The organism is Actinotignum sp. UMB0459 (assembly GCF_051905915.1).
GTDB lineage: Bacteria > Actinomycetota > Actinomycetes > Actinomycetales > Actinomycetaceae > Actinotignum > Actinotignum sanguinis.
In genome coordinates, this window is sequence record NZ_JBQAIK010000004.1 from 1 (window position 1) to 12,851 (window position 12,851).

The 12,851-nt window shown below is 62.0% G+C and carries 10 protein-coding genes; 5 read left to right on the forward strand and 5 right to left on the reverse strand.

Going from position 1 to position 12,851, the window contains the following annotated elements:
• On the forward strand, positions 1–657 hold a 657-nt coding region (locus tag ACTFPK_RS01100; RefSeq protein WP_274778575.1), incomplete at its 5' end, for a hypothetical protein.
• Positions 658–1,512: 855 nt separating this feature from the next.
• On the opposite strand, the gene ACTFPK_RS01105 is transcribed toward ACTFPK_RS01100, so the two are convergent.
• Entirely contained in the window at positions 1,513–3,876 is a 2,364-nt protein-coding gene (locus ACTFPK_RS01105; RefSeq protein ID WP_274734137.1) for a glycogen/starch/alpha-glucan phosphorylase, read from the reverse strand.
• Between the two features lie 233 nt (positions 3,877–4,109).
• On the opposite strand from ACTFPK_RS01105, the gene ACTFPK_RS01110 reads away from it, so the two are divergent.
• The 4 genes from ACTFPK_RS01110 to ACTFPK_RS01125 all read left to right on the forward strand — a co-directional run bounded on the left by ACTFPK_RS01110 (position 4,110) and on the right by ACTFPK_RS01125 (position 8,694).
• Positions 4,110–5,393: an adenylosuccinate synthase gene (locus ACTFPK_RS01110; RefSeq protein WP_274734136.1), complete on the forward strand. Its 1,284-nt coding sequence runs from the start codon at positions 4,110–4,112 to the stop codon at positions 5,391–5,393.
• A 257-nt stretch (positions 5,394–5,650) separates the two neighbouring features.
• Complete coding sequence (locus tag ACTFPK_RS01115) at positions 5,651–6,601, forward strand: phosphoribosylaminoimidazolesuccinocarboxamide synthase (protein WP_274734134.1); 951 nt, start codon at positions 5,651–5,653, stop codon at positions 6,599–6,601.
• Positions 6,602–6,790: 189 nt separating this feature from the next.
• Positions 6,791–8,140, forward strand: coding sequence for an NADP-specific glutamate dehydrogenase (gene gdhA / locus ACTFPK_RS01120; RefSeq protein ID WP_274734133.1), 1,350 nt, complete (start codon positions 6,791–6,793; stop codon positions 8,138–8,140).
• 179 nt (positions 8,141–8,319) lie between these two features.
• Positions 8,320–8,694, forward strand: coding sequence for a sterol carrier family protein (locus ACTFPK_RS01125; RefSeq protein ID WP_274734132.1), 375 nt, complete (start codon positions 8,320–8,322; stop codon positions 8,692–8,694).
• Positions 8,695–9,331: 637 nt separating this feature from the next.
• Here the strand turns inward: ACTFPK_RS01125 and ACTFPK_RS01130 are convergent.
• The 4 genes from ACTFPK_RS01130 to ACTFPK_RS01145 form a co-directional block, all read right to left on the reverse strand.
• Positions 9,332–9,607 (reverse strand): DUF3073 domain-containing protein, encoded by a 276-nt coding sequence (locus ACTFPK_RS01130; protein WP_375712906.1) that lies wholly within the window; start codon positions 9,605–9,607, stop codon positions 9,332–9,334.
• 157 nt (positions 9,608–9,764) lie between these two features.
• On the reverse strand, positions 9,765–10,481 hold the full coding sequence (locus tag ACTFPK_RS01135; RefSeq protein ID WP_274734131.1) for a DUF3618 domain-containing protein: 717 nt from the start codon (positions 10,479–10,481) through the stop codon (positions 9,765–9,767).
• On the reverse strand, positions 10,478–10,978 hold the full coding sequence (locus ACTFPK_RS01140) for a phage holin family protein (protein ID WP_274734129.1): 501 nt from the start codon (positions 10,976–10,978) through the stop codon (positions 10,478–10,480). The genes ACTFPK_RS01135 and ACTFPK_RS01140 overlap by 4 nt, the downstream gene beginning before the upstream one ends.
• 144 nt (positions 10,979–11,122) lie before the next feature.
• Complete coding sequence (locus ACTFPK_RS01145; RefSeq protein WP_274734128.1) at positions 11,123–12,556, reverse strand: sodium/glutamate symporter; 1,434 nt, start codon at positions 12,554–12,556, stop codon at positions 11,123–11,125.
• Positions 12,557–12,851 lie beyond the last annotated feature (295 nt).

Sequence of the window (12,851 nt, forward strand, 5' to 3'; positions counted from 1 at the left end):
ATGCGCCGGATATTCGATCCTGATTCGCCCTTCCAGCGCGGACTTTCCGATGCCGTCATCCTGGTGGAGCTTAATATCATGACGCTGCTCGGGTTGCTCCCGGTGGTGAGCGGGGGAGCCAGCCTGGTGGCCTCCGCGCGAGTGAGCGCCCAGCTGCTCCGCGGCGAGGCACCCCGCCCGTGGCGCCTCTGGTGGCAGCACGTGCGCGCGGCTTTCCTGCCGTCGCTGGCCTGGTGGCTGCCCACGCTCGGCCTGCTCGGATTGGCTTGGTGGGAAAACCGCGGGCTCTCTGGCCTGGCCGGCCCGACTCTCGCCGCGGATCCGCGCTTGGCCGGCATCCTCTCCGGCCTCATTATCGTGGCGCTGCTGCTCGTGCTTGCCGTGCTGGTCTGGCTGGTGACGCTCCAGGCATTCTTCTCCAACGCCTTCCTGGAGCACCTAGGTAACGCGGTGCTCCTCGCCATCACCCGGCCGCTACGCACGGCCGCGTGCGTAGCGGCCGCGGTGGCGCTCCCGCTGGCCTGGCTTTATGCGCCGGTTTCGCGCCTGGCCATCTTCTGGGCATTGGCGCTGGCCGGGCTGAGTGTGCCGCTCTACCTCACGGCCTGGCTGCAACGCCCTGTACTCGATGATCTCCTCACCGAAGCCGAAGGCTAATCCAAACGAAAGCCTCAGGCCGCCGCCCATCATCACGCCGGGCCAGCTCACAAAGTGGTACTGGAGCTACAATCAATACCCGGTTTCCTGTTGTGTGGTACCACTTTGCGCAGCCTGGTGTTCTCCAGTACCACTTTACGCAGCCTGGTGTTCTCCAGTACCACTTTACGCAGCCTGGTGTTCTCCAGTACCACTTTGTGTGGGCCGGGGTTCCCCGATACCACTCTGCGCAGTTCATACACGTGAACGCCGCTCGCAGCTCTCCGGTACCACTCCGATGCCCACCTGCTGAGCCTTACTCGCAGCTCCGGTGGGGAGGGGCAGGGGGTAGGGGGTAGAGGGTACTTTTTCTGGGGTGTACTTCGCATGTATGACAGATGCAGTACAGCTCTGAAAACACATACTGCCCCGGCGGGGGCTCGTGTGAATGTCGAGTTTCATGCGGCTATTGAAATTTGTGAGGTCCGTGAGGTCTGGGGAGCCTCGCGAGCCGGCAGCGTGCCACCCATCATCACGTAGTGCAAGTTGAGGCACGGTTGCGGCGGTTTTTCTGTTCTGGGCTTGCACTATGCACCCTAGGGGCGGGAAAGAGGCACGGCGTCGTCGTTCTTAAACATAAGAAGTCTCCCGCGTATGAACATTGATAGCGGGCATCCTGATGTGCCCGAAGTAGATAAGTACCTACATAGGTGCGTATACACATGCGGGCGGCGGGTGTGCCAGAATCAGCACACCCGCCGCCCGTATGGGTTGCGTAGCCATTCGCGGTTCGCGCAGCGCTTGCGTACAGTCCACGCAGCCGTGCGATTCACGTGCAGCTCACGTAACCGCGCCGCAGCTCACGCAGCGCCCGCGCTACTTAATCGGCGTCGCCTCCACGTCCCAGATATCGCGGCCGTAATCCGCGATGGTGCGGTCGGAGGAGAAGCGGCCCGAGCGGCAGATATTGATCCACGCCTTGCGGCCCCACTCTTCCTGGTTGGCGTAATCCGCGGCCATCCGATCACGCGTGGCTCGGTAATCAGCGAAATCGCCAAGGACGTAGTACACGTCCGGAGTCTCCCACGAAGAACCGTCCAGCAAAGACCCGAGGAGGTCGTGGAATTCGCCGGTCCCGCCGTCGCTCACGGTGCCGTCCACCAGGGCGTCAAGCACCCGCTTGAGGCCGGGCACGGTTTCGTACTGTTCACGCGGGTTGTAGCGCGCCCGCAATTCCGGCAGCTCCTCTTCGCGAGCCCCGAAAATATAGGCGTTTTCTTCACCCACGGCGTCCACAATTTCCACCGTGGCTCCGTCCATGGTGCCCAGCGTCAGCGCGCCGTTCATCATGAACTTCATATTGCCGGTACCCGAAGCTTCCTTCCCGGCCAGGGAAATCTGCTCGGAAATATCGGTGGCCGGAATAATATGCTCGGCCGGCGAAACATTGTAGTTCTCCACGAAGAGCACGGTGATCTTCCCGCGCGTATCGGCGTCGTTATTCACGAGCTTCGCCACTTCGTTGATGAACTTGATAATCGCCTTGGCGCGCTTGTACCCCGGCGCGGCCTTCGCCCCGAAAATGAAGACCCGCGGCGGGACTTCCATGCTGGGATTGTCCTTAATCCGGAAGTACAGATCGAGGATGTACAGCGCGTTCATAAGCTGGCGCTTGTATTCGTGCAGGCGCTTAATAATCGTGTCGTAAATGGCGTCGGTGGGAATGTCGATGCCGTCGCGGCGCTTAATCCAACGCGCGAAATCACGCTTATTTTCCGCCTTGATCTCCATGAGACGGCGGTAAATATCAGCATTCCCGCGTTCCTCAATGGTGGCCAGCTTATCCAGATCCGTCACCCAGGAATCATCCCCGAGCACTTCGGTGAGCAGCGCGGCCAGGCGCGGATTGCAATTATGCAGCCAGCGGCGCGGAGTCACCCCATTCGTCTTGTTATTGAAACGTTCGGGCCAGATGTCGTACCAGTCGTGGAGAGTATCGCGCTTGAGGATCTCACTGTGGATCGCGGCCACCCCGTTAATAGAGAACGACGCGTAGCACGCGATCCAGGCCATATGAACCAGTCCGCCGGAAAGCGGAGCCATGTACTCGATCTTGCCCGGGTGGAAACCGGCCTCCGCCAGCTCCGCGCGGAAACGGCGATCCATTTCCGCCACGATGTCGTAAATACGCGGGAAAAGCTTGGTGAAAATCGAGGTTTCCCACGTCTCCAGCGCTTCGGCCAGCACCGTGTGGTTGGTGTAGGCAAACGTCTGGGAAACAATCTTCCAGGCATCCTCCCAGCCCAGGCCTTCCTCATCCATGAGCAGACGCATGAGCTCCGGAATGGCGAGCACCGGGTGGGTGTCATTGAGCTGGATAGAGTTGTATTCCCCGAAGGACCGGATATCCCCGTGGGCTTCCTTATGCTCCGCGATCAGGCACTGGAGGGAAGCCGAGCAGAAGAAGTACTGCTGGCGCACCCGCAGCACCTTGCCTTCGTAGGTGGTGTCATTCGGGTAGAGCACCCGGCACAGGTCATTCACGCGCTCGCGTTCCACAATCGCATCGGTGAAACGCTGGGAGTTGAAGGCATCGTAATCGAATTCTTCGAGGGGCTCCGCCTTCCACAGGCGCAGGGTATTGACATTCTCGGTGCCGTAGCCGGTGATCGGCATATCGTAAGGAACCGCGCGCACATCCATATCCGCGAACTTCACGTGCTTGGCTTCCGCCTCCCGGCGCACCACGAACGGAGAACCGTTTTCCATCCACGGATCCGGCTCTTCTTTCTGGAAACCATCCACGAAGCTCTGCTTGAACAGGCCGTAGCGGTAGAGAATCCCGTAGCCGACCACGGGGAAATTGAGGGTAGCGCACGAATCCATGAAACAGGCGGCCAAGCGCCCCAGCCCACCGTTACCGAGCGCGGCATCGGGTTCTTCATCGAGCACATCGGTGAGGTTGAGACCGTAATCTTCCAGGGCCTTACGGGCATCTTCCACCAGGCCAAGATTGACGAGATTATTGAGAAGTGCGCGCCCCATGAGGAATTCCGCGGAGAAGTAGCTGGCGCGCTGACCCTCCCGGTATTTCTTGGTGGTGGCTTCCCAGTTATCGGCCAGCCGGCTCATGGTGAGCTCGGACAGCCCCTCCCAGTAATCGCGTAGGGAGGATCCGGAGGTCGAGACACCGGATACCGAACGGGTAAAAGCCCCGAGTGGTTGAGTCAGTTCAGACATTTTGCTCCTCGAAATATTCGGGCACGTGCCTTCTCTACCTTAGCCGAGAAACCTTGCGAAAATGTGAACAGATGCCCAGGTTGGGCTGTGGCGGTTATTATTGTGTAGTAAAGCGGGACGTTCGCCCGAGGGTCTGGGGCCTGGGTGCCAACGGTGGCGGCACGGTAGCCGCACGATGGCACGGGTGGCGGAGCTCTTTACACCTGTTTGATATAACGAGGAGATTAGATACTATGCCCGCGGTCATTATTCTCGGCGTCCAGTGGGGCGACGAAGGAAAAGGCAAGGCAACTGACCAGCTCGGCCAGCGTGCCGATTATGTTGTGAAATTTAACGGGGGTAATAATGCCGGCCACACGGTCAGCGTGGATGGCCAGAAATTCGCTCTCCACCTCCTCCCGTCCGGCATTCTCAATTCGAATTGCATCTCGGTGATTGGCAACGGCGTCGTCGTTGATCCCGAAGCTCTTTTCGCGGAAATGGCGGAGCTGGAATCGCGCGGCGTCTCCACGAAAAACCTCCGCATCGCCGGAAATGCGCACGTCATCACCTCGTACACGAAAATGTTTGACCGCCTCAACGAGGAAGTCCTCGGCGACGGCAAAATCGGCACCACCGGGCGCGGTATCGGCCCCACCTACGCGGATAAGGCGAACCGGGTGGGGATTCGCATCGTGGACCTCGTGCACCCGCGGCGTTTGCGCGGGCAGGTAGAGACCGCGGTGGCGCAGAAAAACTTGGTGTTGCGGGCCCTGGGGCGTGAGGAGATTAATGTCGACGACGTGCTCACCGAGCTCCTCGCCTACGGGGAACGCCTCGCGCCCATGATGATTAGCGCCTCGCGTGAACTCAACCAGGCCCTTGATGACGGCAAGACGGTCGTTTTTGAAGGTGGGCAATCCACCCTCCTGGATATTGACCACGGCAACTATCCTTACGTGACCTCCTCGAATGCTACGGCCGGCGGGGCGGTCACCGGCAGCGGGGTGGGCCCGACTCGCATTGACCGGGTGGTGGGCATCGTCAAGGCCTATGCCACCCGCGTGGGCGAAGGGCCGTTCCCCACCGAGCTGCACGGAGATACCGGCGATTGGCTGCGCGAAGCGGGCGGCGAATACGGCGTGACTACCGGGCGCCCGCGCCGCTGCGGCTGGTATGACGCCCCGGTAACCCGCTACGCGGTGCGGGTCAATGGCCTGACGGATCTGGTTCTCACCAAGCTGGATGTGCTCACCGGGGTGGAACAGATCCCGGTGTGCGTGGGTTATGAGATTGACGGCCAGCGCGTCCACGAATTCCCCATCGACACCTGGGATTTCGCTAACGCTAAGCCTGTTTACGAGTACCACCCCGGCTGGACCGAGGACATCTCCACGGTGCGCGAATTCGCGGACCTGCCCGCCAATGCGCAAAGCTACGTGCGCTGGCTGGAGGAGATGGCCGGCTGCCGCTTCTCGCTCATCGGAGTGGGGCCGGATCGCGAACAGACGATCGTGCTCCACGATCTGCTTGGCTGAGCTTCGTTGAGCTTGGCTGAGCTTGGCTGAGCTTAGCGCCGTCGTACTTTACCCGGTTTGACCTGCGTAAATGTGCTATAGGTGACTTAGCTCCCAGGACAGGTGGTAAAGATTCCTTTACTATAAGGAAAGAACGTTGTGTGGGGAGGATCACCGTCGGGCTGCGATGTGCTACGCGGAGCCCGCGGTGGCCTCTCATACAGCACCGGAGCGGGAACGCGAAGGAGCCTCCCGCGTGAAGAGATTGAGGGGCGGGAATGTCTACATACACCACAGGTAGCCTTGTCCCCATTCGGGGATGGCAACGCACCTATTCCGGGAAGGTGCACGATTTATACCGGCCCGTGCCCGGGGGTGCGATGGCCGGGATGGATACCTATCTCATTGTGGCCTCGGATCGTATCGCTGCTTTCGACCACGTTGTTCCCACATTCATTCCAGACAAGGGCGAAATCCTCACCCGGATTGCCCGCTGGTGGTTCGACCGCACCGGGGACATCGCAGAAAGCCACTACCTACCCGGCGGCGTCCCGCGGGATATCGCCGCGCGCGGGATCCTGGTGCGGGCCCTGCGCATGCTCCCCTACGAAGTGATGGTGCGCGGCTATTTGACCGCGGGCGCGGTGCGCTCGCTCGGGACCCTCGGCACGCTCGATGCCATGCCGTACGACGGCGCCATCGAAGTGGGCGCCAAACTGGAACTACCGTGGGTCGGAATTGCGGAAAAGCGCCGGCCGGGCTGCCCGGATATCCCCATTCCGTGGGAGGAATTTATGCGGCGCGTGGGGGAGGGCACCGCGGAGCGGGTGCGCGTTCTGGCTCTCAACCTTTACCGACACGCCCACGCCATCGCGCTGGCCCGCGGGCTGGTGCTTGCCGATGCCAAGCTGGAATTCGGTACGGATATGGATGCCGGCTCCAGTCGGCTCATCCTGGCCGACGAAGCCTTCACGCCGGATACCGCCCACTACTGGCTGTCCACCGAATACCGCGCGGTGAAATCCGGGGAGGTACTGCCCACCCCGGAAGCGCTGCGTTCCTTCGATAAGGACGCGGCCCAGGTCTGGCTCATGTCTCCGCAATCCGGGTGGAATGCGGAGCAGGGCACCCAGCCGCCGGCTCTCCCCGCCGGCGTTGTGGCTGATATCCGCGACCGCTACCTGCGTGTTTGTGAAATGCTCACCGGGGAGCGCTGGCCCGGGCGCTAGGTGCGGCTGCCGCGCGCGGGGCGCACCCCGCGTTCGCTGCGCTCGCCAGGGTTCCGGCTGCCCGGGAGCGGCGTCGTCGTGCTTCACGAACCACACGCACACCGCACCTAAATGTGACGTGCACCGCGGAGTAGTGTTCGCGGTTCGAAATCATACCGCGAAAGCGCCCGGACGTTTTACCATTTTGATATGCATTACGCGAATAAAGTTTACGATCAGGTCGTCGCCGCGAACCCGGGCGAACCCGAATTCCATCAGGCCGTACGCGAAGTTTTCGATTCCATTGCGCCGGTTCTCGATGCTCACCCCGAGTACGCCGACCAGGCCATCCTGGAACGGCTGGTCGAACCCGAACGCATTATCGCCTTCCGGGTGCCGTGGGTGGATGACGCCGGCAAAATTCGCGTCAATAAAGGCTACCGGGTGCAATTCAACTCCGCGCTCGGGCCCTACAAGGGCGGCTTGCGCTTCCATCCCACCGTCTACCTGGGCATGCTCAAATTCCTGGGCTTCGAGCAGATCTTCAAGAACGCGCTGACCCGCCAGCACATTGGCGGCGCCAAAGGCGGCGCGAACTTCGACCCCAAGGGCAAAAGCGATAACGAAGTCATGCGTTTCTGCCAGTCCTTCATGACCGAGCTGCAGCGCCACATCGGCCCGGATGTCGATGTTCCCGCGGGCGACATCGGCGTGGGCGGGCGCGAAATCGGCTATCTTTTCGGCCAGTACCGTCGCATCCGCGATAGCTTCGACGCCGGCGTGCTCACCGGCAAAGGGCTCGGCTTCGGCGGATCGCTCGCGCGCACCGAAGCCACCGGTTACGGCGCCGTCTATTTCGCCGACGCCATGCTCGCCGCGCGCGGGGAAAGCTTGGACGGGCGCACCGCGGTGGTATCCGGTTCCGGGAACGTCGCGCTGTACGCGATCGCGAAGGCGCAGCAGCTGGGCGCGCGTGTGGTCACCGCCTCGGATTCCTCCGGGATGGTGTACGACGACGCCGGCATCGACGTTGAGCTTCTCCGCCATATTAAGGAAGATCTGCGCGGGCGGGTCTCTGATTACGCGGCGCAGCGCCCCGGGGCCCGGTACCAGGCCGGGGCGAAGGTGTGGAACCTGGCTGAGCTGGGGATTCACGCGGATATTGCTTTCCCGTGTGCCACCCAGAACGAGCTCAATGAGGTTGATGCGCGCCAGCTCCTCAACGGGGGAGTGCGTGCGGTAGTGGAAGGCGCGAATATGCCGACCACCCTGGAAGCCACCCACCTCCTCCAGGAGAACGGCGTGCTCTTCGCCCCCGGCAAGGCCGCGAACGCCGGCGGGGTAGCCACCTCCGCCCTGGAAATGCAGCAGAATTCCGCACGGCAAAGCTGGGGCTTCGAGAAAGTGGATGCCAAACTGCACGACATCATGCGCGATATCCACGACACCGCCCTGGATGCCGCCGCCCGCTACGGCCACGAAGGTGACTACGTGGTAGGTGCCAATGCCGCGGGCTTCGAGATGGTCGCGGAGGCGATGATCGCGCAAGGTGTGATCTAAGAGCGCCGTGCGTAGCGCAGTGCGCTCGCGGTGGCGGGATGCCGGTTGTGGCGTGTGGCGGGGCGGCCTGCGCGCAGTTCGGCGCGCTCGCAGCATCTGCCCGGCGCATGTCCGGCGCGCTCGCGGTGGCGCCGTCGTACCTTGCATCGTCGTCCTCCCGGGCGTCGTACAGTAGAGACGTGACACGAAAAATCGATAGCGCGGACGCGCTGCCCCTCCTCGCCCGTTTTCGTGCAGGTGAGGAGCTGAGTGCGGGCGAATCACGCACAGCTGTGCGGTTCCTTCTTGAGGAGCTTGCCGCCCGGCATCCCGGGCACGCGGTAGAAATCCGGGTTCCCTATGTTGGGGCGGTGCAGGCGGTTGCCGGGGTGCGCCACCGGCGCGGTACCCCGCCCAATGTGGTCGAATGCGATGCTGCTACGTTCCTGGGACTGTGCGTGGGTACCCTGAGCTGGGATGATGCCGTGGCTTCCGGGCGGGTGGACGCATCGGGAACCCGCGCGAACCTCTCCGAGTTTCTCCCGCTGGTGCATGTGGCAGGCTCGGCTCGCTGAGCTGAGGGCGTGGAGCGCTGAGCTGAGGGCGCGTAAGGCAATTTCCCGGACCGCGAGGGCCGTCAAGTGTAAATCCTGGACTGTGCCGGCCTCGTAGTGCAACCTGGCGACAGAAAAACCTCCAAAACCGTGCGCCAATTTGCACTACGTTTTTCGGGCCGGCGTGGGAGCTGATCGCGGGAATCCCATAAGTCACACAAGTCTCCGGAGCCTCAATAGTCATACGCGTCCCGGCGAGGGTGGTAGGTGTTTTCCGAGCTGTAGTGCAGATGTCGTACATGCGAAGTACAGCTCGGAAAAACACCCCGTCTCCTGCCGGGGCGGGGTAGGCGGAGTGGGTCATTCTCAAGCGTCAAGGCTGTAAAAGGTGCATTTTGGACTGTTAGGGCCGCAGAGTGTACGCCACGGACATTAAATCGCGGAAAAACTGTCACCCATGTACATTTTGTTAGCCGGCCTGGTCTCTCTCCTCCTCAAAGTGCGAGTCTTGGACATTGACTCCTGTCAAGTGCGCGTAAGGAACACGAAATCGCTCTGAAACGGTGTTCTCCCGCGCACTTTGTTTTCGAGCTTGGCTTGGAAACAACTGTGCCGGCAGCCCCGAGGCTGCCGGCACGTCCGTTAAAGGAATGAGTACCTATTTGGTGGCTGGTGGAATATTGTTCGGATCGTAATCGTCCGCCCAGTCATCGTCATTGTCATCTGACTCGTTGTAATCTGCGTAGTCTGCGTAACGAGCGTACGGATCATCCGAGGAATCGTAGTGGGATTCCTGGCGCGCATCACGATTAATACCCAGCTCACGTTCGAGAGCGGCGTAATCAGTATCCGGTGTAAAGTACTTGAGATTCCGGGCTACCTTACGCTGCTTAGCCTTCTGACGGCCGCGCCCCATGAGCTCGACCCCCTTCATCTCATCTGGGCTCTTCTAGCCCGGTTTACTATTTCGTGACCTATATTAGCCGCTGTAGCCCATAGATGGCTATGTGACATACGCGGAAATAGTACGGCGCTCCTCACCTTTCCCAGGTAGATGGCCTGTAAATATCAGGCGAGCCGCGCGACAGGTGTCACGCGCCACGCTTGAAGAGAACACTGCCCAGCAGCGTGGCCGCACCCAAGGCGGCAAGCCCGAGGCCAGCTACCACGGCGAGGCCGGTTTGTTCCCCGCGCCGAGCATCGTCAATGACATCTTGAGCTACCTGGCGGGGGGAGAGATGGGCCGCGGAACAATGGCCCGAGCACCCGTGGCCAGCTGCGGCGTCGTCGTAATGATGCGCGCCACCGCACGCACCGCCACCGCATGCACCGCCGCCGCACTCACACGCGCCATCGCCGCCGCAAGCTCCGCCGCATTCGCATTCCGCAACCGCTGCGTCAGAATCGGTACAACCGCAACCGCACGGGCCGCAGTCATCAACGCCCCCGGCACTGGCACCCGCGCCGGCGAAGTGCTCCTTCGCGGAATCGGCCAGGTCGCTTACCTTCGCCTTCGCGGTGTGCGCGAAATCGGAGGCCTTGGCCGAGGCGTCGGCCGCGGTGCTCTTGGCGCTCTCGGTGAAAGCAGCAGTTTTATCCTTCGCGGCCTCAGCAAACGCGGCAGCCTTATCTTTCAGGGTGGCCGTGGTGGAAGCCATCTTGTCCTTCGCGGCGTCTGTAGCGTTTTTGATATTCGTGCGCGGATCGAGGCGGTCAACCAGCTCATTCACCGTGGCGGTGAGCTCCGCGCGAGTGCGCTCGATATCGCGCTGGATATCTTCGGGTTTACGGTTATCGGAAGCGCTCACTTTGACAGGCCTTTCTTCACGGCGTCGACGTCCTTGCTCAGGCCGCCAACAAGATTAGTTGGATACTTTCCGGATTTCTTGAGCTTGAGGAGGCCCAGCAGCACGAGCACCGCAATAATAAGGAGCAGAATTCCCGCGACCGTCAGGTAGCCGGCCCACCAGCGCCCACCAAAGACCATCGCGAAGAAAGCGGCCGCCGCGTGCAGCAGGAAACCGAACATAAACAAGGCCAGCACGCCGGCCACGGCGAGGAGTACCCCGCCCATCCCGAGGTTGAGGACTTTGTGCTTGAGGCTGGCCTGGGTGTACTGAATTTCATCACGAACCAGGGTGGAGAATTGCGCCGTGGCGGAGGAGAACAATTCGCCCACGGTGCGGCGGTTCGGCTCGCGCGCCGCCGCGGCCCGTGCTTCTTCGGAGGAGGACGCCACGTAGCCGGAGCCCGGAAGCGGCCCGGTGGTGCTTGCCCGTGCGTTCTCAACATCTTTTTGCGCCATCACATCCCCTTTGCGTCGGCCAATAACGTGGCGATAGATACATTCTAGTGTGCCCGAGAAAGCTTTAAATAGATAACGGACGGCGGAAAATTTCTTCCTGAGCGAGGGCGCGGCGGTTTTGCGCCCCGCATCGGCGCGGGCCGCCTAGCCGGTAAACCCGGTACCCAGGGTACCCACCGGGCCGGGTTCGCCGTGGGTATTCGCGTGCCCGGAACGCACCACCCACCAGCCGCCCAGCAGCCCGAGCACCGCGATGGCGCCCCAGACGCCCACCACGGCCCATCCCATACCGGCCAGCGCCATCACCGGCACGAAGGATACCGCGGAAATCTCCACCGGCACCACGGGTAGGTAGGCGTAACCGAATTGTTCGATGGTGCCCGATTCCAGCTTGGGGTCCACGATGCGTAGCAGCGCCAGGCCGGTGGAGACCGAGCCGGTGGCCCAGCCCCAGGTGAAGAGCTGGCGTTCGAACCAGCCCTCACCCATGAGCCGCGGGGCCACCACCAGCCCTAAGAACGTGCACAGGATAAGGCCGAAGAGGAAGAGGAGCCCGAGAGCGAGGACATGATCAGATACAAATTCCGGCTGAATCGACGCGATACCGCACACGATAAGAATGTCCGTGCACAGCCCGGATACCGAGCGTAGGGTGCCCGCGTCGAGCAGGTGGGATGCCCCAACCCCGTTCATAACGATGCGCACCACAATGCCCACCAGGAAGGCGATGGCGAAAAGCGGGAAGGAAATGCCGGGGAAAAGATGCTTGAGGAGCTGGCCGATGCCGTAGCCTGCCACCGCCACCAGGCTCACAATCCCAACCTCGAAGGAAAGCGTTTCAATCGAGCCGCCGGAGAAGGTGTGGTAGCCCAGCGCCGGGCGGCGTTTATTGGCGTCGAGCACCCCGGTGCGGAGTTCATCGGGTAGGGACTCCATGCCGCGGAAGGCCTTGGCCTGCCCGCGCCGCGCCCCGAATTTCGCGAGGATAATCCCGCCGATCACCCCGACCAGCAGCCCGACCGTGGCCGAGGTGAAGGCCAGCGACGCCACTTCCGGCTGCCCGTTTTCCGCGTAAATATTGCCCACGGCCGCGGCGGTTCCGAAGCCGCCGGCCCAGCCGGTGAAAAGCATAATTCCCAGTACGTCCGGCGAACCGAGCACGGGGGTGAGGAACAGCAGCGCGAAGGCCATGCCGAGTGCCACCTGCGCCCCGTACATAAGCACCCCGTAGGACGCGAAGCCGCCTACCGCTTTATTGACTTTGCGGATATCGAAATCATCGGTGAGAGCCATGCAGGCGAACACAATGACGATAAGAATCGAGGCGTAGGTGCCCATGTGTTCGGAGAAGGGGATCCCGGTCACCTGCCAGGAGCCGATATGCCAGCCGCGGCTTTCCGCTACCGCCCCGAGCACATTCGGGCCGAGCAGCAGCCCCAGCGCGCCGGCGATCACCGAGGCGGGAACCAGCATATTCTGCAGCCACTTCACCCGGGCGCGCAGGAACACCCCAATGGCAAGCAGCAGGCCAATCATTCCGGCGTCGACCAGCATGGTCCACGGCGTATATGCGTTCATCGTCCCTCCTACGGTTGCGATAGTTGCGCGAAGCTGACGGGAGAGGTGCGTGGAACCTCCTCCCATTGGTAAAGATACAGTAAAACTCCTGTGATGTTTTAGTTACGTGAGGCGCCGGGGGTTGCGATGTGCTGAGTTTCACGCGGGCGGTTGCGTCTCGTGGCGGCGTTCTCCGCGTGCTTTTCCCTTTATTAACGACGACGCCGGGCCTCTCCTCCCGCGCGTGCTCCCCCTCGATATGATGGCTATGGTGACCGCCACGTGAGCTGCGCCGGCGCACAAGGCCGGGGCGGCG

Bases quoted from the DNA above. Each gene is read 5' to 3' on its own strand.
- ACTFPK_RS01110 (WP_274734136.1), top strand. From the start codon at position 4,110: ATGCCCGCGGTCATTATTCTCGGCGTCCAGTGGGGCGACGAAGGAAAA.
- ACTFPK_RS01115 (WP_274734134.1), top strand. From the start codon at position 5,651: ATGTCTACATACACCACAGGTAGCCTTGTCCCCATTCGGGGATGGCAA.
- ACTFPK_RS01140 (WP_274734129.1), bottom strand. From the start codon at position 10,978: ATGGCGCAAAAAGATGTTGAGAACGCACGGGCAAGCACCACCGGGCCG.
- ACTFPK_RS01145 (WP_274734128.1), bottom strand. From the start codon at position 12,556: ATGAACGCATATACGCCGTGGACCATGCTGGTCGACGCCGGAATGATT.
- ACTFPK_RS01130 (WP_375712906.1), bottom strand. From the start codon at position 9,607: ATGAAGGGGGTCGAGCTCATGGGGCGCGGCCGTCAGAAGGCTAAGCAG.
- ACTFPK_RS01105 (WP_274734137.1), bottom strand. From the start codon at position 3,876: ATGTCTGAACTGACTCAACCACTCGGGGCTTTTACCCGTTCGGTATCC.
- gdhA (WP_274734133.1), top strand. From the start codon at position 6,791: ATGCATTACGCGAATAAAGTTTACGATCAGGTCGTCGCCGCGAACCCG.